Origin of the sequence: Streptomyces sp. NBC_00090, assembly GCF_045160815.1 — a bacterium.
Lineage (GTDB): Bacteria > Actinomycetota > Actinomycetes > Streptomycetales > Streptomycetaceae > Streptomyces.
The window spans coordinates 2,083,050-2,103,795 of record NZ_CP108224.1 but is presented as its reverse complement, the minus strand read 5'-3'; the positions used below and the strand labels follow the sequence as shown (position 1 = coordinate 2,103,795).

Annotated in this window: 14 protein-coding genes; 11 read left to right on the top strand and 3 right to left on the bottom strand. The window is 72.8% G+C overall.

Going from position 1 to position 20,746, the window contains the following annotated elements; all coding sequences use genetic code 11:
* Nucleotides 1–5 precede the first annotated feature (5 nt).
* From OG361_RS09240 to OG361_RS09220, 5 genes are all read left to right on the top strand, one after another.
* Nucleotides 6–821, top strand: coding sequence for a TlyA family RNA methyltransferase (locus OG361_RS09240; RefSeq protein WP_405852858.1), 816 nt, complete (start codon nucleotides 6–8; stop codon nucleotides 819–821).
* The gene (locus OG361_RS09235; protein WP_384576625.1) at nucleotides 818–1,738 is read left to right on the top strand and encodes an NAD kinase; all 921 of its coding nucleotides are present in this window, start codon (nucleotides 818–820) and stop codon (nucleotides 1,736–1,738) included. Before OG361_RS09240 ends, OG361_RS09235 begins: the two co-directional genes overlap by 4 nt.
* A gap of 140 nt (nucleotides 1,739–1,878) precedes the next feature.
* Nucleotides 1,879–3,630, top strand: coding sequence for a DNA repair protein RecN (recN, locus tag OG361_RS09230; protein WP_405852857.1), 1,752 nt, complete (start codon nucleotides 1,879–1,881; stop codon nucleotides 3,628–3,630).
* Nucleotides 3,627–4,391, top strand: a complete 765-nt coding sequence (locus OG361_RS09225; protein ID WP_405852856.1) for a hypothetical protein — start codon at nucleotides 3,627–3,629, stop codon at nucleotides 4,389–4,391. Before recN ends, OG361_RS09225 begins: the two co-directional genes overlap by 4 nt.
* 111 nt (nucleotides 4,392–4,502) lie before the next feature.
* The gene (locus OG361_RS09220) at nucleotides 4,503–5,672 is read left to right on the top strand and encodes a glycosyltransferase family 4 protein (protein WP_405852855.1); all 1,170 of its coding nucleotides are present in this window, start codon (nucleotides 4,503–4,505) and stop codon (nucleotides 5,670–5,672) included.
* 37 nt (nucleotides 5,673–5,709) lie between these two features.
* On the opposite strand, the gene OG361_RS09215 is transcribed toward OG361_RS09220, so the two are convergent.
* Nucleotides 5,710–7,332, bottom strand: a complete 1,623-nt coding sequence (locus OG361_RS09215; RefSeq protein WP_384576637.1) for a PucR family transcriptional regulator — start codon at nucleotides 7,330–7,332, stop codon at nucleotides 5,710–5,712.
* A 161-nt stretch (nucleotides 7,333–7,493) separates the two neighbouring features.
* Between OG361_RS09215 and OG361_RS09210 the strand changes: the two genes are divergently transcribed.
* Nucleotides 7,494–9,014, top strand: a complete 1,521-nt coding sequence (locus tag OG361_RS09210; protein WP_405852854.1) for an APC family permease — start codon at nucleotides 7,494–7,496, stop codon at nucleotides 9,012–9,014.
* Nucleotides 9,015–9,105: 91 nt separating this feature from the next.
* Nucleotides 9,106–10,761, top strand: coding sequence for a flavin monoamine oxidase family protein (locus OG361_RS09205; protein WP_405852853.1), 1,656 nt, complete (start codon nucleotides 9,106–9,108; stop codon nucleotides 10,759–10,761).
* A gap of 6 nt (nucleotides 10,762–10,767) precedes the next feature.
* On the opposite strand, the gene OG361_RS09200 is transcribed toward OG361_RS09205, so the two are convergent.
* Complete coding sequence (locus OG361_RS09200; protein ID WP_405852852.1) at nucleotides 10,768–12,150, bottom strand: FAD-binding oxidoreductase; 1,383 nt, start codon at nucleotides 12,148–12,150, stop codon at nucleotides 10,768–10,770.
* A 76-nt stretch (nucleotides 12,151–12,226) separates the two neighbouring features.
* On the bottom strand, nucleotides 12,227–14,029 hold the full coding sequence (locus tag OG361_RS09195) for a glycoside hydrolase family 15 protein (RefSeq protein WP_405852851.1): 1,803 nt from the start codon (nucleotides 14,027–14,029) through the stop codon (nucleotides 12,227–12,229).
* Nucleotides 14,030–14,693: 664 nt separating this feature from the next.
* Here OG361_RS09195 and OG361_RS09190 point away from each other — a divergent pair.
* The 4 genes from OG361_RS09190 (at nucleotide 14,694) to ald (ending at nucleotide 20,541) form a co-directional block, all read left to right on the top strand.
* On the top strand, nucleotides 14,694–16,352 hold the full coding sequence (locus tag OG361_RS09190) for a CTP synthase (RefSeq protein WP_405862159.1): 1,659 nt from the start codon (nucleotides 14,694–14,696) through the stop codon (nucleotides 16,350–16,352).
* 96 nt (nucleotides 16,353–16,448) lie between these two features.
* Complete coding sequence (locus tag OG361_RS09185; RefSeq protein ID WP_405852850.1) at nucleotides 16,449–17,075, top strand: NUDIX domain-containing protein; 627 nt, start codon at nucleotides 16,449–16,451, stop codon at nucleotides 17,073–17,075.
* A 214-nt stretch (nucleotides 17,076–17,289) separates the two neighbouring features.
* Nucleotides 17,290–19,275 (top strand): AAA family ATPase, encoded by a 1,986-nt coding sequence (locus tag OG361_RS09180; protein ID WP_405852848.1) that lies wholly within the window; start codon nucleotides 17,290–17,292, stop codon nucleotides 19,273–19,275.
* A 150-nt stretch (nucleotides 19,276–19,425) separates the two neighbouring features.
* The gene (ald, locus tag OG361_RS09175) at nucleotides 19,426–20,541 is read left to right on the top strand and encodes an alanine dehydrogenase (RefSeq protein WP_384576657.1); all 1,116 of its coding nucleotides are present in this window, start codon (nucleotides 19,426–19,428) and stop codon (nucleotides 20,539–20,541) included.
* Nucleotides 20,542–20,746 lie beyond the last annotated feature (205 nt).

The window sequence follows — 20,746 nt, the reverse complement described above, 5'->3', positions numbered from 1 at the left end:
CGAACGTGGCAGGAGTGGCACGCCGCCGTCTCGACGCCGAGCTGGTCCGGCGCAAGCTCGCGCGCTCGCGCGAGCACGCCAGCCAGCTGATCGCCGCGGGCCGGGTGACCGTCGGCAAGACCGTCGCCACCAAGCCCGCCACCCAGGTCGAGACGGCCGCGGCCATCGTCGTCGTCCAGGACGACTCCGACCCCGACTACGTCTCGCGCGGCGGCCACAAGCTCGCCGGCGCCTTCGAGGCCTTCGTACCGCAGGGCCTGCGGGTCGAGGGTCGGCGCGCCCTGGACGCCGGGGCCTCCACCGGCGGCTTCACCGACGTGCTGCTGCGTTCGGGCGCCGCCCATGTCGTCGCCGTCGACGTCGGCTACGGCCAGCTCGCCTGGTCGCTGCAGAGCGACGAGCGGGTCACCGTGAAGGACCGCACGAACGTACGCGAGTTGACACTTGACGCGATCGACGGCGTACCGGTCGATCTTGTCGTCGGCGACCTGTCGTTCATCCCGCTCGGCCTCGTCCTGCCCGCTCTGGTGGCGTGCACGGCGCCCGACGCGGACCTCGTCCTGATGGTGAAACCGCAGTTCGAGGTGGGTAAGGAGCGACTCGGGACGGGCGGAGTCGTACGGAGCACCGAGCTCCGGGCCGACGCCGTGAAGAACGTGGCCCGGCGGGCCGGCGAGCTCGGACTCGGTGTCCTCGGCGTCACGGCCAGCCCGCTGCCCGGGCCCTCAGGGAACGTCGAGTACTTTCTGTGGCTGCGGGCAGGCGCGCCCGCGCTGGATCCGGCGGACGTCGACCGCGCCGTGGCGGAGGGACCTCGTTGAGCTCAACGGCAGCACCATCGGGAACATCACGCACCGTCTTCCTGCTCGCGCACACCGGCAGACCCGCCGCCGTGCGCAGTGCCGAACTGGTCGTCCTGGGGCTGCTGCGCTGCGGCATCGGCGTCCGCGTCCTGGAGGCGGAGGCCTCGGACCTGCCGCTGCCGCCGTCCGTGGAGAAGGTGCCGGAGGCCTGCTCCGACGCGCTCGACGGCTGTGAACTCCTCGTCGTCCTCGGCGGGGACGGCACGCTGCTGCGCGGCGCCGAGTTCTCCCGGGCCTCCGGGGTGCCGATGCTCGGGGTCAACCTGGGCCGGGTCGGCTTCCTCGCGGAGGCCGAGCGGGACGACCTCGACAAGGTCGTCGACCGGGTCGTGACGAAGGCGTACGAGGTCGAGGAGCGCATGACCCTCGACGTCGTCGTGTACGAGAACGGCGACGTCCTGTACCGGGACTGGGCGCTCAACGAGGCGGCCGTCCAGAAGGTGTCCCCCGAACGGATGCTGGAGGTCGTGCTCGCCATCGACGGCCGCCCGGTGACCGGCTTCGGCTGCGACGGCGTGATCTGCGCGACACCGACCGGCTCCACCGCGTACGCCTTCTCGGCGGGCGGACCGGTCGTCTGGCCGGAGGTCGAGGCCCTGCTCATGGTCCCCATCGGGGCCCACGCGCTCTTCGCCAAGCCGCTGATCACCACCCCCGAGTCGGTCCTCGCCGTCGAGGTCGAGCCGCACACACCGCACGGGGTGCTGTGGTGCGACGGGCGGCGGACCGTGGAACTTCCGGCGGGCGCGCGGGTCGAGGTGCGGCGGGGCGCCGTACCGGTCCGTCTCGCACGCCTGCACCACGCCTCCTTCACGGACCGGCTGGTCGCCAAGTTCGCCCTGCCCGTGTCGGGATGGCGGGGCGCCCCCCACTGACGTACCCCGGGGGGCTCCCGCGATCCCCGGGCGTCCCGGGGTCCCGCGCGCCTTCCGCGGCCGGCTCCCGGTGCCCGAACGAGCGGCGCGCCGGAGAGTTACGCCCGGGGCGATGTCGCATCGGACCAGGGAAACCTCGTATGGTCTGGGGCGTGCTGGAGGAGATGCGGATACGGTCGCTCGGGGTCATCGACGACGCGGTGGTCGAGCTGTCGCCCGGCTTCACCGCGGTGACCGGTGAGACCGGTGCGGGCAAGACCATGGTCGTGACCAGTCTGGGACTGCTGCTCGGTGGACGGGCCGACCCGGCCCTGGTGCGGATCGGCGCGGCCTCGGCCGTCGTCGAGGGCCGGATCAGCGTGCCCGCGGGCGGGCCCGCCGCCGTACGCGCGGAGGAGGCCGGAGCCGAGCTCGACGAGGGCGTGCTCCTCGTCAGCCGCACCATCTCGGCCGAGGGACGCTCACGGGCCCACCTCGGCGGGCGCTCCGTGCCCGTCGGGCTGCTCGCCGAGCTCGCCGACGAGCTCGTCGCCGTCCACGGCCAGACCGACCAGCAGGGCCTGCTCAAGCCCGCCCGGCAGCGCGGCGCGCTCGACCGGTACGCCGGCGAGGCCGTCTCCGTACCGCTCGCCGCCTACGGCGAGGCGTACCGGCGGCTGCGGGCCGTCACCGGCGAGCTGGAGGAGATCACCACCCGGGCCCGCGAGCGGGTCCAGGAGGCCGATCTGCTGCGCTTCGGGCTCGCCGAGATCGAGGCCGTCGCCCCGCGCGCCGGGGAGGACGTCGAACTCGCCGCCGAGGCCGAGCGGCTCGGCCACGCCGAGGCGCTCGCCTCCGCCGCCGCGCTCGCGCACGGCGCGCTCGCGGGCAACCCCGAGGACCCCGAGGCCGTCGACGCGACGACCCTGGTCGCGGGCGCGGGCCGGGCCCTGGAGGCCGTACGGTCGCACGACGCGGCGCTCGCCTCGCTCGCCGACCGGATGGGGGAGATCTCCATCCTGCTCGGCGACGTGGCCGGGGAGCTCGCCGGATACGCCGACGACCTGGACGCCGATCCGCTGCGGCTCGCCGCCGTCGAGGAGCGGCGCGCGTCCCTCACCCAGCTCACCCGGAAGTACGGGCGGGACGGCGAGGGCACGGTGGCTCTCCTCGCCTGGGCCGAGGAGAGCGCGGCCCGGCTCGGCGAGCTGGACGGCGACGACGACCGCATCGAGGAGCTGACCGCCGAGCGGGACCGGCTGCGCGACGAACTGTCCGTCCTCGCGCAGGGGCTCACCGACGCCCGTACGGAGACGGCCGACCGGTTCGCGGCCGCCGTCACCGCCGAGCTCGCGTCGCTCGCCATGCCGCACGCGCGCGTGTCGTTCGACATCAGCCAGACCGAGGACCCGGAGGGCGTCGAGGTCGGCGGCCGGCGGGTCGCGTACGGCCCGTCGGGGGCCGACGAGGTCGAGCTGCTGCTCGCCCCGCACCCCGGGGCCCCGCCGCGGCCGATCGCGAAGGGCGCGTCCGGCGGTGAGCTGTCCCGGGTGATGCTCGCGGTGGAGGTCGTCTTCGCGGGCACCGATCCCGTGCCGACGTACCTCTTCGACGAGGTCGACGCGGGTGTCGGCGGCAAGGCGGCCGTGGAGATCGGGCGGCGGCTCGCCAAGCTCGCCAAGACCGCGCAGGTCGTGGTCGTCACCCACCTTCCGCAGGTCGCGGCCTTCGCCGACCGCCAGCTGCTCGTCGAGAAGACCAACGACGGTTCCGTGACCCGGTCCGGCGTCACGGTCCTGGAGGGCGAGGAGCGGGTGCGGGAGCTGTCCCGGATGCTCGCCGGCCAGGAGGACTCCGAGACGGCCAGGGCGCACGCCGAGGAGCTGCTCGCGACGGCCCGCGCAGACGGGTGAGGCGGGACCTGGGGCGGATCGGTACGTTCGCCACGGCCTTCGGCGCGACCCGTCTCGCGTACGGGCAGCTCAGGCGGCGACCGCCGGGGAACCCGAGCAGCTGGGAGCGGGTCAACCACGCGGGCCGGCCGGTCCTTCTCCAGGCCGGCGCCGCTGCCGCGTTCGGCTCGGCGGCCGCCGTCGCGCCCCTCGCGCCGGGCGCGGCGCTTGCCGTCGCCGCGTCGGCCGTCTGCGGGCGCTACGACGACCTGCACGGCGACCACCGGCGCGGCTTCCGGGCGCATCTGACGGCGCTTCGGGGCGGCGAGGTGACCAGCGGGGCCGTCAAGCTCCTCGGCATCGGCGCGGCCTCCCTGATGGCCGGGGCGCTGCTCAAGGAACGGCCGGTGGACAAGGTCCTGGCCGGGGTCGTCATCGCCGGCAGCGCCCATCTGGTGAACCTCGTGGACGTACGGCCGGGGCGGGCGGGTCTGACCGTGCTCGCGCTCGGCGCGCCCGGGCTGCTGCGCGGGTCGCTCGCCGCCGCCCCGATGGGGGCGGCGGCGGCGGTCCTCGGCGAGGACCTCGGGGAGCGCGCGATGCTCGGCGACATGGGGGCACACGCGCTCGGCGCGGCCGTCGGCGGTGCGATCGCCGCCGGGAACGGGCGGCTCGGGCTCGCCGCGCACGCGGTCGGGCTGGTCGCCGCCGCGGTGTGGGGGGAGCGGGGCGCCACAGCGGGGGCGCGGGGCACCACCCCGTGCGCTCACCCGTGTGAGTGAACCCCGGAGGCGGGTCCGGACGGAGGGCGCCCTTCCGTACAGGGGAACGACGCCGACTTCGGTGCCGGAACGTGCGTACGGTCGGGGCCACGGACTGGCATCCTTGGGCGCGTGACACAGCTCCGTACGGTCCAAGTGCTGGGCGGCGGCAGCGCGGGCAGCAGCGCTCACGTCAGATCACTCGCCTCGGGGCTGGTGGCGAGGGGCGTGCGGGTGACCGTGTGCGCCCCGGCAGAACTCGACCGTCTCTACGACTACCTCGGCGCCGGCGCGCACTTCGTGCCCCTGCCGCGACTCGGGGACCCCGCGACCGTCACCGCGCTCCGCAACGCCTGCATCGGCGCGGACGTGGTCCACGCGCACGGGCTGCAGGCCTCCGTGCGGGCCGCGCTGGCGCTGTCCGCCGGGTCCCGGTGCCCGCTCGCACCGGCCGGCGGTGGGCGGGGCCCGCTCGCGTCGGCCGGTGGGGCTCGGAGTCCGTTCGCGCCGGTCGACGGCGGGCGGACGCCCCTTGTGACGACCTGGCACAGCCGCCACCATCTGGACGGGGCTCGGGGCGGGGTGCAGCGGCTCCTGGAGCGAACGACCGTACGGGCCTCGTCCGTCGTCCTCGCCACCTCCTCCGAACTCGTCGACCGGGCCCGGCTGCGCGGGGCCAGGGACGCCCGGCTCGCGCCCGTCACCGTGCCGGCCGCGCGGGGGCCCGTCTGCCTCCACGACGGCAAGGCCCGCGCCGAACTCGGCGCGGTCGACAGGCCGTTGCTGATGGCCGTCGGCGCCCTCGAACGGGGGCGGGGGTACGGGACGCTGCTCGACGCGGCACGGGAGTGGCGCGAGCTGGACCCGCAGCCACTGCTCGTCATCGCCGGAGAAGGGCGCGAACGGGCCGCGCTGCAGCGGCGGATCACGGCGGAAGGACTCGCCGTGCGGCTGATCGGGCGGCGCGACGACGTCGCGGAGCTGCTCGCGGCGGCGGACGTGGCCGTCCTCCCGTCGCGGCGCGAGGCCCGCTCCCTGCTCGCGCAGGAGGCCCTGCGGCTCGGCGTGCCGCTGGTCGCGACGGCGGTCGGCGGGGTGCCGGAACTGGTCGGGGACGCGGCGGAGCTGGTGCCGTACGGGGACGCGGGCGCCCTCGCGGGGGCCGTGCGGGGGCTCCTCGAGGACGCGGAGCGGCGGATGGACCTGGCGGCGGCCGGACGGGTGCAGGCCGGGACGTGGCCGACGGAGGACGAGACCGTCGCGCACGTGCTGAGCGTGTACGACGAGCTGGCGGGGCGCTGACGCGCCCGCACCGGCCCGATCTGCAGGACGACGCCCCCTACGTCGTGTGGCGTCTCGCTCTCAGGGCGAGCGAGAGGGCCAGGACCGTCTGGGGGTCGTCCAGGTCCGTGCCCAGGAGTTCGGAGATCCGGGCCAGCCGGTTGTAGAGCGTCTGGCGGTTGAGGTGGAGCTCGCGGGCCGTCTCCGCCTTGCGGCCCGCGTGGGCCAGGTACGTCTCCAGGGTCGGGAGCAGCGGCGGGCGGGAGGTGCGGTCGTGGTCCCGGAGGGGGCCGATCGCACGGTCCACGAAGGCCGCCAGGTCCGGATGGTCGCGCAGCCGCCACAGGAGCAGGTCGATGTCGAGACGGCGGGCGTCGTACCAGGGGAGCTCCGAGAGGCCCTGCGCGGCCGTCGCCGTCTCCGCCGCGTGCCGCAGGCCCGCGGAGGCCGCCGCCCAGCTTCCGGCGACGCCCACGACGACCACCGGCGGGTGGACGCCCGCGCGTTCCAGGCCGGCCCGCTCCACGCCGGCGCGCAGCGCCGCCGCGACCCGGTCCGCGACGGCCGTGCGTTCCGACTCCGAGCGCAGGCCGAGGAGGAGGGGCACCCTGCCCTCCACCGGGCGGACGCCCAGGAGGACGGGGACGCCGACGGAGGAGAGCTCCTCGAGGACCGCCCGGGCGAGGAGCGCCCAGTTGCCCGAGGGGGAGAGCTCCGAGGCCAGCCGCATGACCACCGGCAGCAGCGGGCCGTCGCCCGGCTTGAAGCCGAGCACCCGGGCCTGGGCGGGCGCGGCCTCCGCCGTGATCCGGCCCTCCGCCAGGTCCGTCAGGAAGTCGCCCCGGCCGCGCGCCGCCAGCTCCTCCTCCTGGCGCGCCTGCATGAGGACCACCGCGAGGATGCCCGCCGCCCGCTCGGCCGCCATCCGGTGGACGGGGGAGAGGGCGCCGGAGACCGCGAGGAGGACCAGCCGGGCCCGGACCGATCCGGTACCGGGACCGCCGCCCGGCACGTCGACGAGGACCGTGCCGGTGGGCGGGCCGGATTCGCGGGCCGCCCGCTGACCGCGCAGCCCGTCCCAGACCTGGAGCGGGTCGGCGGGGCCGGACTCGGTGCCCGCCGCGTACAGGAGCTGGCCGTCGGCGGTCTCCAGGAAGACCGGGTTGGCGGCGAAGTCGGAGAGGATGCGGAGGACCTGAGGGACGCCGCCGCCGCCGAGCAGGGCCTCCGTGCACTGCCGGTGGACCTCCTCGGCCTGGCGGAGGAGCGCGTAGTGGCCGTTGACGATCTCGGTGTGGATCTCCTCCGTGACGGCCACGAAGGGGACCTCGCGGTGCAGCTGCACCAGGGGCAGCCCCGCCGCCCGCGCGGTCTCCACTATCGTCGCCGGCAGCCGGGCGAAGCGCGGGCCGAGCTCCACCACGAGCGCCGCGATGCCCCGGTCCGCGAGCCGGCGGACGAAGGCCCGCTGCTCGGCCGGCCGGGTCCCGAGCCCGAGGCCCGTGGTCATGAGCAGTTCGCCGCCCTTGAGCAGCGACGCGATGTTCGGCACCTCGCCCGCGTGTACCCAGCGCACCGTGCGGTGCAGCTTGTCCGCGCCGGCGACGACCTCCGGGAGCCCGCTGCGCAGACCCGGGAGTTCGAGCGCCCGCTGCACGGTGATCCCGCCCTGATTGTCCATGGGGCCGGACGCTACCCGCGTCCGTGTTCCGGTGACATCACCCGACGGTTACGGGACCGGACACTTCGTACACCAGGGCGACAAGTCGTCGCCCCGTGGCGGGATTTGTGCGACCGCATGTCGATTGTGGCCTGCATCACACGCGAGGATGCTCTCGCGCCATGGCAAAGAACTCCACCCCAGAGGTCCACCGGCTGAAGGCGAACTCGGTCGGTCTGGTCGGCGTCGTCTTCATGGCCGTGGCCACCGCGGCCCCGATCACCGCGATGACCGGCAATCTCCCCATCGCCGTCGGCTTCGGCAACGGCACCGGCGCACCCGCCGGATATCTCTTCGCGACGCTCGTCCTGACCGTCTTCTCGGTCGGCTACGTCGCCATGGCCAAGCGGATCACGGCCGCCGGCGCGTTCTACGGCTACATCTCGCACGGACTCGGCCGGATCGCCGGCATGGCCTCCGGCATGCTCGCGGTCCTCGCGTACATCGTCTTCGAGGCCTCGATCGTCGGCGTCTTCGCGTACTTCGCCAAGACGACGGTCGCCGACCAGCTCGGCGCGGACCTGCCGTGGATCCTGTACGCGGCGGTCATGCTGGCCGTGACGGCCGTCCTCTCGTACTTCGACATCAACCTGACCGCCAGGGCGCTCGGCGTGATGCTCATCGCCGAGATCGCGGTCCTCTTCGCGGTCGCCACCGCCGTACTGATCGCCGGCGGCGGGCCCGACGGCATCCCCGTCGAGCCCATCAACCCCGTGAACGCCTTCACCGGCAGCTCCGCGGGACTCGGCCTCTTCTTCGCCTTCTGGTCCTGGGTCGGCTTCGAGTCGACGGCCATGTACGGGGAGGAGTCGCGCGACCCGAAGCGGGTCATCCCGCGCGCCACCCTGATCTCCGTCATCGGCGTCGGCATCTTCTACATCTACGTCTCGTGGATGACGATCGCGGGCAACGGCCTCGCCGGATCGGTGAAGCTGTCCGCCTCCTCCAGCCCGCTCGACCTGTTCTTCGCGCCGACCCAGTCCTTCATCGGCGCCTGGGCCGTCGACGCCTTCCAGTGGCTCCTGCTCACCGGCTCCTTCGCCTGCGGCATGGCCTTCCACCAGTGCGCCTCCCGCTACCTGTACGCGATCGGCCGCGAGGGCTTCCTCCACCCGGCGCTCGGCCGCACCCACGCGCGGCACGGCTCGCCGTACATCGCCTCGTACGTGCAGAGCGCGATCGCCGTCGCCCTCGTCGTCGCCTTCTGGCTCACCGGCCAGGACCCCTACATCCACCTCTACACGCTGCTCGCGATCCTCGGCACGATGGCGATCCTCATCGTCCAGACCCTCTGCTCCTTCGCCGTCATCGGCTACTTCCGCACGAACCACCCCGAGGACCGGCACTGGTTCAAGACCCTCACCGCGCCGCTCCTCGGCGGCATCGGCATGATCGCCGTCGTCGTCCTGCTGGTCATCAACATGGAGACCGCGGCCGGTCTCGCCGCCGACTCCCTCTTCTTCAAGGCGATCCCCTGGATCGTCGGCGCGGTCTTCTTCGGCGGTCTCGGCCTCGGTTTCTACCTCAAGGTCAAGCGGCCCGAGCGCTACGAGATCATCGGCCGGATCGTCCTGGAGGACGCGACCGAGCGGCCCGTCGACGAGGCCGCGGCGCCCGCCCCCGCCGCCGTACCCCAGAGCTGAGTCCCCCGGCTGGTTCCGCCGGCCGGACCCCGAGCCGGATCCGCCGGCTGAATCCCCCGGCCGGCCCCCCTCTTCCTCCCAGGAGCGCCCCATGGCACGCACCAACCCGATGCACCTCCTGAACCGCCTCGCCGCCGAGCACGCCGACGCCCGGCGGCTCGACATCCCCGTCGACGAGCTCCGCGGCATGAGAGCGGACGCCCTCGGGCGCCGGTCCCTGCTCAAGTACGCGGCCGCCGCCGGTGTCGCCGTCGGCGCCGGCGGGGCCGTCGGTCTGGGCGGGGCCGCACCCGCCCACGCCGCCGCCCCCCTGGACCCGCCGGTCCAGAGCACCGCCCGGATCGCCGTCGTCGGGGCCGGGATATCCGGCCTCACCGCCGCCCTCACCCTCCAGGACGCCGGCCTGAGCCCCGTCCTCTACGAGGCCGACCCGTCCCGGGTCGGCGGCCGCATGTGGACCCAGCGAACCCACTGGGCGTACGGACAGACCTCCGAGATCGGCGGCGAGCTGATCGACACCAGTCACAAGAAGATCCTGGAGCTCTGCCGCCGCTTCGACCTCGACGTCGAGGACTTCCTCGGCGGCGGACCCAACGGGGCCGAGGAGGTCCTCTGGTTCGACGGCGCCTACTACCCGCGCCACCAGGCCGACGAGGACTTCAACGCGGTCTACCAGGCGCTGCGCCGCGACCTCTCCGAGGCGGGCGAGGTCTTCTGGAACCAGACCACGCCCACCGGCACCGCCCTCGACACCATGTCCGTGTACGAGTGGATCGAGACCCGGGTCCCCGGCGGCCACTCCTCGCCGCTCGGCAAGTTCATCGACGTCGCCTACAACGTCGAGTACGGCGCCGACACCACCGAACAGTCCTCACTCGCCCTCGTCCTGCTCATGGGCTACCAGACCAATCCGGGCAACTTCAACATCTGGGGCCTGTCCAACGAGCGGTACCACATCGTCGGCGGCAACGACCGGCTCCCGAACGCCATCGCCGGGGCGCTCGCCCCCGGCACCCTGCGCCGGGGCTGGTCCCTGACCGCCGTACGGGCCAACGCCGACGGCACCCAGACGCTGACCTTCACCGAGGCCGGCGCCGTCCGTACCGTCACCGCCGACCACACGGTCCTCTGTCTCCCGCTGCCGGTCCTCAAGCAGCTCGACCTGTCCCTGGCCGGCTTCGACCCGCTCATGCGGAACCTGCTCAGGGACGCCCGCATGGGTCACTGCACCAAGCTCAACATGCAGTTCGGCACCCGTCCATGGCGCGGCACCGGCCCCTGGCCCGGGGTCTCCGCCGGAGACTGCTTCACCGACTCCGAGGTCCAGCAGACCTGGGACACCACCAAGGTCCAGGGCGGCACCGGCGGCATCCTCATCCAGTACGGCGGCGGCAGCCTGGCCAGGAACCTGAACCCGGCCGGGCCGTTCTCCACCGAGTCCGACCCGTACGTGCGGAGCCTCGTGACCCGCTACCTGGCGGGCATCGACGCCTTCTTCCCCGGCACCTCCAGGGCGTACACGGGCCGCGCCCAGCTCTCCGCCTGGCACAAGAACCCGTACGCGCTCGGCGCGTACTCCTGCTGGCCCGTCGGCTACCTCCACCGGTACGCGGGGTACGAGGGCCGGGCCCAGGGCAACGTGCACATCGGCGGCGAGCACTGTTCGTACGACTTCCAGGGCTTCATGGAGGGCGGGGCGACCGAGGGCGAGCGGGCGGCGAAGGAGGTGATCGCCGTACTGCGGTGAGCCGGCTCAGCCGGCCGGGGCGATGTTCTGGTTGAAGCGGAACACGTTGTCGGGGTCGTACTCCGCCTTCACGGCGGCGAGCCGGCGGTAGTTCCGCTCGCCGAAGGAGGAGACGATCCGCTGCTCGCCCTCGGCGCCGACGAAGTTCAGATACGTCGCGTCGATGGCCCAGGGCCGCGCGTCGACCCGTACGTCGTGGACCCACTGCTTCGCCTGCTCGTCGTACGCGGGGTCCTCCCAGGTCGCGAACGGGTGTACCGCCCAGGGGGCGGTGCGCCACGGCTGCGGGTACTGGGAGGGCCCGGCGGCCACGGCCCCGCCCATCAGGAACAGCACGTGCTGGGTGGCGGTCGACGCCGGGATCCGGGCGCCTCGGTCGCAGAAGACGTCCACGGCCTCGTCGGGGAAGTCCCGCAGGTACTCGGCCGACCAGTAGTTCCGCAGCCCCGGCGGGTCGTCGAGCATCGACTGCAGGTCCACGTACGGGATGTCCGTGACGATCTCGACGGCGGGCTTCAGCGCGAACAGCGGCGCCGCGAACTCGCGGAGTTCGGCGACCGGGCCGGTGTACGTGAACAGCGTCGCGCACACCAGCTTGCCGACCAGTTCCTCGGGGATGAACGGCTCCGGGGGCGCGGGCAGGTAGATGGTGCCGCCGCCCATCTCGTCCGGCGCGCGGGCGCCGAGATCGCGGAAGGTGCGCACCACCTCGGGCGCGTTGTCGGGCAGGAAGAACAGCATCGCGACGCTCATCCGGGGCAGCGGGTGCAGCCGCATCGTCAGCGAGGTCGCCACCCCGAAGTTGCCGCCGCCGCCGTGCAGCGCCCAGAACAGCTCCGGATTCTCCTCGGCGTCCGTGTGGACGTGCTTGCCCTCGGCGGTGACCAGGTCGGCGGCGAGCAGGTTGTCGCTGGCCAGCCCGAACTTCCGCTCCAGCCAGCCCGAACCGCCGCCCAGCGTGAAGCCTCCGACGCCGGTGGTGGACACCCGTCCGCCGGTGGTCGCCACGTGGAACGGCTGGCAGGCGTGGTCCAGATGGGCCATGGTCGCCCCGCCCTCGACCCGTACCGTCATGTCCTCCGGGTCCACGACCACGCCGTGCATCCGGCGGAGGTCGACGATCAGCGCGCCGTCGATCATGGAGGTCCCGGCGACGCTGTGCCCGCCGCCGCGCACCGCGATCGGCAGGTCGGCCTCGCGGCCGAACAGGACCGCGTTGGACACGTCGGCCTGAGTGGCGCACTGGGCGATCACCGACGGGCGCCGGTCGATCATGCCGTTGTGCAGGGCGCGCGCCTCGTCGTAGCCCGGACCGCCGGGGGTGATCACCTCACCGGCCAGGTCCTCGACCAGTCCGGCCAGGGCGCTTTCGGAGACATGGGGAGCCATGGGAGCCCCCCTTTCGTGCGGGGGGACAGGACCCTCTCATCGTAGGTCCGGGTGCCGTCCCCCGCGCGGGGCCGCCTCAGCCGCCGTACGCCCCGCTCGCGGTCAGCCGCAGCGCGGTGTCGATCAGCGGGACATGGCTGAACGCCTGGGGGAAGTTGCCCACCTGGCGCTGGAGCCGCGGGTCCCACTCCTCGGCGAGCAGTCCGAGGTCGTTGCGGAGCGAGAGCAGCTTCTCGAAGAGCGTGCGGGCCTCGTCCACCCGGCCGATCATCGCCAGGTCGTCCGCCAGCCAGAAGGAGCAGGCGAGGAACGCGCCCTCGTCACCCTCCAGGCCGTCGACCCCCGCCTCCTCGCCGGCCGTCGGGTAGCGCAGCACGAAGCCGTCCTCCGTGGACAGCTCCCGCTGGATCGCCTCGATCGTGCCGATGACCCGCTTGTCGTCCGGCGGCAGGAAGCCCATCTGCGGGATCAGCAGCAGGGAGGCGTCCAGCTCCTTGGAGCCGTACGACTGCGTGAACGTGTTCCGCTCCTTGTCGTAGCCCTTCTCGCAGACGTCCCGGTGGATCTCGTCGCGCAGCTCGCGCCAGCGCTCCAGCGGGCCGTCGGCGTCCCCGGACTCGATGAGCTTGATCGTGCGGTCGACGGCCACCCAGGCCATCACCTTGGAGTGGGTGAAGTGGCGGCGCGGGCCGCGGACCTCCCAGATGCCCTCGTCGGGCTGGTCCCAGTGCGTCTCCAGGTACCTGATCAGCTTCAGCTGGAGCAGCGAGGCGTAGTCGTTGCGGGAGAGCCCCGTCATGTGCGCGAGGTGCAGCGCCTCGGTGACCTCGCCGTAGACGTCCAGCTGGAGCTGGTTGGCGGCGCCGTTGCCGACCCGGACCGGGCCGGAGTTCTCGTACCCCGGGAGCCAGTCGAGCTCCGCCTCGCCGAGCTCCCGCTCGCCCGCGATGCCGTACATGATCTGGAGGTTCTCCGGGTCGCCCGCGACCGCGCGGAGCAGCCAGTCCCGCCAGGCGCGGGCCTCCTCGCGGTAGCCGGTGCGCAGCATCGAGGAGAGGGTGATCGCCGCGTCCCGCAGCCAGGTGTAGCGGTAGTCCCAGTTGCGGACGCCGCCGATCTCCTCGGGGAGCGAGGTGGTCGGCGCGGCCACGATCCCGCCGGTCGGCGCGTACGTCAGCGCCTTCAGCGTGATCAGCGAGCGGACCACCGCCTCCCGGTAGGGGCCGTGGTACGTGCAGTGCTCGACCCACTCGCGCCAGAAGTCGGCGGTCGCCTCCAGCGAGCCCGCCGGGTCGGGCAGCGCGGGCGGCTCCTTGTGGGAGGGCTGCCAGGAGAGCGTGAAGGTGATCCGGTCACCGGGGGAGACGGTGAACTCGGAGTACGTGGTGAGGTCCTCGCCGTGCGTCTCCGCGTCCGTGTCCAGCCACACCGAGTCGGGCCCGGCGACGGCGACCGTGCGCTCGCCGACCTTGTGGACCCAGGGCACGATCCGGCCGTAGCTGAAACGCATGCGCAGCGCGGAGCGCATCGTGACCCGGCCGGTGACGCCCTCCACGATCCGGATGATCTGGGGGGCGCCGTCGCGCGGGGGCATGAAGTCGGTCACCCGGACCGTGCCGCGGGTGGTGTCCCACTCGGACTCCAGGATCAGCGAGTCGCCCACGTAGCGGCGCCGGTCCGCCGGGAGCGGTTCGGCGTCCTCGGCCGCGGCGGGACCGACCCGCCAGAACCCGTGTTCCTCGGTGCCGAGCAGCCCCGCGAAGACCGCGTGGGAGTCGAAGCGGGGGAGACACAGCCAGTCCACGCTGCCGTCCCGGCAGACCAGGGCGGCGGTCTGCATGTCTCCGATGAGTGCGTAATCCTCGATGCGCCCGGCCACGTGCTTCACTCCAGTCGAACGGCCACGTCCGCCCCGCAGGGCGCTTGCTCAGATGCGCCGGCTGGGTGTCAGCCGGGTCTGCGTGTGTCAGCGGTCAGGGGATCGTCGACGAGCTGTCGGTCCGGGTGGGGGTCCCACCCGGGAGTCCGGTCCAGGGGGAGGGCGGGGTGGCGCCGCGGGCCGGCCTGCTCGGCGGGCAATGTCCGAGCAGGATACGTCGCACCCTAGTGACCCGGTGATCACGCAGGTAACGGAGCTGCTCCGATCGGGTGAACACGCCTTCGAGCCCGAAGATTACCCTGCCGGTCACCCTGTCAGTCGCCTCGCCGGTCACCCCTCGATCATCCCTCGGTCATCCCTCGATCGCCCCGTCCAGCACTCTCGATCACCCCGTCCTCACCCCGTCCGCACCCCCTTTGTCACCCTCGATCACCACACCCGAGGGGTCCCGCCCCGCCCTCCCGTAGCCGTCCGTGTACACCCGACTGCCGCGTGTGGCCGGAAGCGGTCTCCCGATGTCGCTGATACCCTGGTACCCCGTGGACCGGTGGGAAACGGCGAGAGCCGAGGACCCCGAAACCGCAGCGACGGCACCCCCCGATTCTTCCGGAGGGGACGCCGGTACGCACCTCCAGAACGCGACCACGGGAGCCCCCTCTTGGCGATGCCGCCCAACACCACGACGACCAAGCACATCTTCGTCACCGGGGGTGTCGCCTCCTCCCTCGGCAAGGGCCTGACCGCCTCCAGCCTGGGTGCGCTCCTCAAGGCCCGCGGCCTGCGGGTCACGATGCAGAAGCTCGACCCGTACCTGAACGTCGACCCGGGCACGATGAACCCCTTCCAGCACGGCGAGGTGTTCGTCACCAACGACGGCGCCGAGACCGACCTGGACATCGGCCACTACGAGCGCTTCCTCGACGTCGACCTCGACGGATCGGCCAACGTCACCACCGGCCAGGTCTACTCGCAGGTCATCGCCAAGGAGCGGCGCGGCGAGTACCTCGGCGACACCGTGCAGGTCATCCCGCACATCACCAACGAGATCAAGTCCCGGATCCGCCGCATGGCGACGGACGACGTGGACGTCGTCATCACCGAGGTCGGCGGCACCGTCGGCGACATCGAGTCCCTGCCCTTCCTGGAGACCGTCCGTCAGGTCCGCCACGAGGTCGGCCGCGACAACGTCTTCGTCGTGCACATCTCGCTGCTGCCCTACATCGGCCCCTCCGGCGAGCTGAAGACCAAGCCGACCCAGCACTCGGTCGCCGCCCTGCGCAACATCGGCATCCAGCCGGACGCGATCGTCCTGCGCGCCGACCGCGAGGTCCCGACCGCCATCAAGCGCAAGATCTCGCTGATGTGCGACGTCGACGAGGCCGCGGTCGTCGCCGCGATCGACGCCAAGTCGATCTACGACATCCCGAAGGTCCTGCACACCGAGGGCCTGGACGCGTACGTCGTCCGCAAGCTCGACCTGCCCTTCCGCGACGTGGACTGGTCCACCTGGGACGACCTGCTGGACCGCGTCCACAACCCCGACCACGAGGTCACCGTCGCGCTCGTCGGCAAGTACATCGACCTGCCCGACGCCTACCTCTCGATCACCGAGGCCATGCGGGCCGGCGGCTTCGCCAACAAGGCCCGGGTCAAGGTCAAGTGGGTCACCTCCGACGACTGCAAGACCCCGGCAGGCGCGAAGAAGCAGCTCGGCGACGTCGACGCGATCCTCGTCCCCGGCGGCTTCGGCGACCGCGGCGTGAACGGCAAGATCGGCGCGATCCAGTACGCCCGTGAGAACAAGGTGCCGCTGCTCGGCATCTGCCTCGGCCTGCAGTGCATCGTCATCGAGGCCGCGCGGAACCTGGCGGACATCCCGGACGCCAACTCCACCGAGTTCGACCCGGCCACCGCGCACCCCGTCGTCTCCACGATGGAGGAGCAGCTCGCGTACGTCGAGGGCGCCGGCGACCTTGGCGGAACGATGCGCCTGGGCCTGTACCCGGCGAAGCTCGCCGAGGGCTCGATCGTCCGCGAGGTCTACGACGACCAGCCGTACGTGGACGAGCGCCACCGTCACCGCTACGAGGTGAACAACGCCTACCGCGCGGAGCTGGAGAAGAAGGCCGGCCTGGTCTTCTCCGGCACCTCCCCGGACAACAAGCTCGTCGAGTACGTCGAGTACCCGCGCGAGATCCACCCCTACCTGGTCGCCACCCAGGCGCACCCGGAGCTCCGCTCCCGCCCGACCCGCCCGCACCCGCTCTTCGCGGGCCTGGTCAAGGCGGCCGTCGAGCGCAAGACGGGCAAGCCGGCCAAGTAGCAGCCGGGCGTTAACGTTGCCGGGGTACGGGTCCTCACGGACGCGTACCCCGGCTTTCGTATGTGGTTCGTGTGTGTTCGTAGGTGGGAGGACCAGATGGAGTTGCAGGACACCCCGGAGGAGTGGCGGGTCGTCGCGACGACGACCCCGTTCCAGGGAAACAAGACCAGTGTCCGCACGGACGACGTGGTCATGCCGGACGGCACGGTCGCGCGCCGCGACTACCAGGTCCACCCGGGCTCGGTGGCCGTCCTGGCCGTCGACGAGCAGGACCGGGTCCTGCTGCTCAAGCAGTACCGGCACCCGGTGCGGCAGAAGCTCTGGGAGATCCCGGCGGGGCTGCTCGACGTGCCCGGCGAGAACCCGCTGCACGCCGCCCAGCGCGAGCTGTACGAGGAGGCCCACGTCAAGGCGGAGGACTGGCGGGTCCTGACCGACGTCTACACGACCCCGGGCGGCTGCGACGAGGCCGTACGGATCTTCCTCGCCCGGGACCTCGCGGAGGCGGAGGGCGAGCGCTTCGAGGTCTCCGAGGAGGAGGCCGACATGGAGCTGGCGCGGGTGCCGCTCGCGGAGCTCGTACGCGGGGTCCTCGCGGGTGAGCTGCACAACAACTGCCTGGTCGTGGGCGTCCTGTCGCTGGCCGCCGCGCGGGCGGGCGAGGGCGTCGAGGCGCTGCGCCCGGCGGACGCGCCCTGGCCGGCCCGTCCGTTCGAGGCGTAGCCCTCGCCCTCCCCGTGTGGGCGGTCGTGCCGTCCCGGCGTGACGATTGCCCACGACGGGGAAGGCGGGCGGTCTGAAGATCTGCTGATCCGATCGGGGGATGTGCCCGCCGCGCTCCGCCAGGTCCGTGCCGCGCCCTGAACTACGCTCGGAATCGCCCGTGCGGAGCCCCCCGCGGGATCGGCAGGTGCGCAGGTGGACGGGAGCATGGCCCGTGACGGATCAGGCGGTGGCGGCGGCCGTGAGCCGGCGGTTCTTCGGCCGGCAGCGGGAGTTGAAGGCCCTGCGCGCCGACATCGAGCGGACCGGCCTCGACACCCTCACGGGCCGCAAGGCACCCCGCGCGCGCGTCCTGCTCATCGCCGGCAAGCCAGGCTCCGGCCGTACCGCCCTCGCCGACGAGCTGGTCGCCGGGCTCGCCGACCGCTACCCCGACGGGGTCTTCCGCGCCCGGCTGACCGAGCCCGGCGGCGACCCCGTCCCCACCGCCCGCGTCGCCCAGGAACTCCTGGCCGCGCTCGGCGTGGCCGAGCCGCCGGGCGCCGCAGAGGACGAGCTGACCGAACTGGTCCGCCACGCCCTCGCCGAGCGCCGGGCCGTCCTGATCCTCGACGACGCCGTCGACGCCGAGCAGGCCGACCCGCTGATCCCCGACAACCCCGACAGCCTCGTCGTCGGGGTCTCCCGGGGGCCGCTCACCGGCATCCCCGACGTACGGCCCTGCACCCTCGGCGGACTCGACCCCAAGTCGGCCATCGAGCTGCTCACCGCCTTCACCGGCTCCGTCCGCATCACCGTCGACCCGCAGGCCGCCGAGACGCTCGTCGAGACGTGCGGGGGGATGCCCGCCGCGGTCGTCCTCGCCGGGGGCTGGCTCGCCGCCCGCCCCAAGGCCTCCGTCGCCGACCTCGCGAAGCAGTTGCGCGGGCTGAGCGGCGACCCGCTCACCCGGACCTTCCTGCTCGCCCACGAGGCGCTGCCCGCGACCGCGGCCCGGATACTGCGATTCCTCTCCCTGGCCCCCCTCGGCCGGGGTGACGCCCACACCGCCTCGGCCCTGGCCGGCTGCTCGGTCTCCGCGGCGGCCACCACCCTCGCCGACTTCGCCGCCCTGGGGCTCGTCGCCGGCGGAGACGACGGGCAGTACGAGGTTCCCGCCCATCTCGTCCCCCTCCTCCGCGCTCAGCTGGAGGAGCGCGACCGGCCCGCCGAGGTGCAGCTCGCCCGGGCCCGGATGCTGGAGCGGACCGTACGGCTCCTCCAGTCCTGCCGTGCGGTCACCGAACCCGAGGACTCGCCCGCCCGCCGGAAACTCGCCGGTCTGCCGCGCGCCCTGCGCTTCCCGACCCGGACCGCCGGTGCCGACTGGCTGCGCTCCCGGCAGCCCGTCCTGCTCGCCTCCGCCCGCCTCGCCGTCGCCGACGGGGAGCTCGACACCCTGGCCCGCCGCCTGATCGCCTCCCTGGTCAGGGCGCTCGCCGCGCACCGGGGCGCCGAGGCCGCCGCGCCCGAGCTGTACGGCCTCCACCAGCTGGTCCTGGACGTGGCCGAGCGGCGCGGACTGCACCGCGAGCGGGCCGCCGCCCTGCTGAACCTGGCCGACCTCGACGCACGGACCGGGCGTACGAAGGAGGCTCTGCTGCGATATCGGTTGGCATTGGAGGCCGGAAGGGCAGCAAATGATCCGTACGCGACCGGTCGCGCAATGGAATCCGTAGGTGGCTCCTATCAGGAGCTCGGAGACTGGCAGCGGGCCGGCGACTGGTACGGGCGGGCGCTCGCCCAGCGCCTCGCCCGCGACGAGCGCGCCGACCAGGCCCGGCTGTACGCCCGCCTCGGCGCCGTGCAGACCTACGCGGGACGGTACGGCGAGGCCCTGCGGAACTGGCGGGCCGCCGCGGCCGGCTACCGCCGGCTCGCCGATCTCCCGGGCTACGCGCGGGCGTTGAGCGAGGCGGCCCGGGTCCAGGAGTACGCCGGGCGTCCCGAGGAGTCGCTGCGGACCTGCGAGGAGGCGGTGGAGTGGGCCCGCCGGGCCCAGGACGCCCGGCTCCAGGCGGCGCTCCAGCTGCGGCTCGCCGACACCCTCGACAGGCTCGGCGACCCGGCCGCCGCAAGGCTGCACAGGGCCGCAGCCGAGCGTTTGCTGGAAACGGAAGCGCCAGCCTACGAAATCCGCAGTGGGTTCGAGAAAGATTAGTACTTTGAAAGGCTAGACACCGGGAACTCCTTCATTAGACTGGGTCCGCCGCGTTCGAACGTGGTCTGCCCCGGTGCGCCGCATTGCATCCGGGTATGTATCGCAGTACCCCAGTTGTCCCCTCCCCAGATTCAAGGACCGTGATCGACGATGAAGGTCGGCATCCCCCGCGAGGTCAAGAACAACGAGTTCCGCGTGGCCATCACCCCTGCGGGTGTCCACGAGCTCGTCCGCCACGGCCACCAGGTCTTCGTCGAGCAGAACGCCGGTGTCGGCTCCTCGATCACGGACGAGGAGTACGTCGCCGCCGGCGCCGAGATCCTTGTCACCGCCGACGAGGTCTGGGCCACCGCCGACCTGCTGCTCAAGGTCAAGGAGCCCATCGCGGAGGAGTACCACCGCCTCCGCAAGGACCAGACCCTCTTCACCTACCTGCACCTCGCCGCCTCCCGCGAGTGCACGGACGCGCTGCTGGAGTCCGGCACCACCGCCATCGCCTACGAGACCGTCGAGACCGCGAACCGCGCCCTGCCGCTGCTCGCCCCGATGTCCGAGGTCGCGGGCCGCCTGGCCCCGCAGGTCGGCGCGTACCACCTGATGCGCTCGGTCGGCGGCCGTGGCGTCCTCCCCGGCGGCGTCCCCGGCACCCACGCCGGCGAGTGCGTCGTCATCGGCGGCGGTGTCTCCGGCTGGAACGCCACCCAGATCGCCGTCGGCATGGGCTTCCACGTGACCCTGCTCGACCGTGACATCAATAAGCTCCGCGAGGCCGACAAGATCTTCGGCACCAAGGTGAAGACGATCGTCTCCAACGCCTTCGAGCTGGAGAAGGCCGTCGTCGAGGCCGACCTCGTCATCGGCGCCGTCCTCATCCCGGGTGCCAAGGCCCCGAAGCTGGTCACCAACGAGCTCGTCGCCAAGATGAAGCCCGGAAGTGTCCTTGTCGACATTGCGATCGACCAGGGCGGCTGCTTCGAGGACTCCCACGCGACCACCCACGCCGAGCCGACCTTCCAGGTCCACAACTCGGTCTTCTACTGCGTCGCCAACATGCCGGGCGCGGTCCCGAACACCTCCACCTACGCCCTCACCAACGCCACGCTGCCCTACATCGTGTCGCTGGCGAACAACGGCTGGGTCGAGGCGCTGCGCCGCGACGCCGCGCTCGGTCTGGGCCTCAACACCCATGACGGCAAGGTGGTTTACAAGGAGGTCGCCGAGGCGCACGGCCTCGAGCACGTCGAGCTGAGCACCCTCCTGGGCTGATCCCCGCGGCGCCGCCGTCAACGCGTGCCGTCAATGCCACACACCCGGCCGGACCTTGTTCGACAAGGTCCGGCCGGCTGTGCGTCCGGCCATGTCCGGGGGTCCGGGCAACTCGCCTCGAACGTAACCCTTTAACCGTTTCGCACACCCCTGAAACGTGTGGATGCATGCCTGCGCACCCTTGACAGAGAGGTGTTCGGTTGCC

Coding starts and splice junctions, on each gene's coding strand:
- recN (WP_405852857.1), top strand. CDS start 1,879: ATGGTCTGGGGCGTGCTGGAGGAGATGCGGATACGGTCGCTCGGGGTC.
- OG361_RS09215 (WP_384576637.1), bottom strand. CDS start 7,332: ATGGACAATCAGGGCGGGATCACCGTGCAGCGGGCGCTCGAACTCCCG.
- OG361_RS09210 (WP_405852854.1), top strand. CDS start 7,494: ATGGCAAAGAACTCCACCCCAGAGGTCCACCGGCTGAAGGCGAACTCG.
- OG361_RS09205 (WP_405852853.1), top strand. CDS start 9,106: ATGGCACGCACCAACCCGATGCACCTCCTGAACCGCCTCGCCGCCGAG.
- OG361_RS09200 (WP_405852852.1), bottom strand. CDS start 12,150: ATGGCTCCCCATGTCTCCGAAAGCGCCCTGGCCGGACTGGTCGAGGAC.
- OG361_RS09190 (WP_405862159.1), top strand. CDS start 14,694: ATGCCGCCCAACACCACGACGACCAAGCACATCTTCGTCACCGGGGGT.
- OG361_RS09185 (WP_405852850.1), top strand. CDS start 16,449: ATGGAGTTGCAGGACACCCCGGAGGAGTGGCGGGTCGTCGCGACGACG.
- ald (WP_384576657.1), top strand. CDS start 19,426: ATGAAGGTCGGCATCCCCCGCGAGGTCAAGAACAACGAGTTCCGCGTG.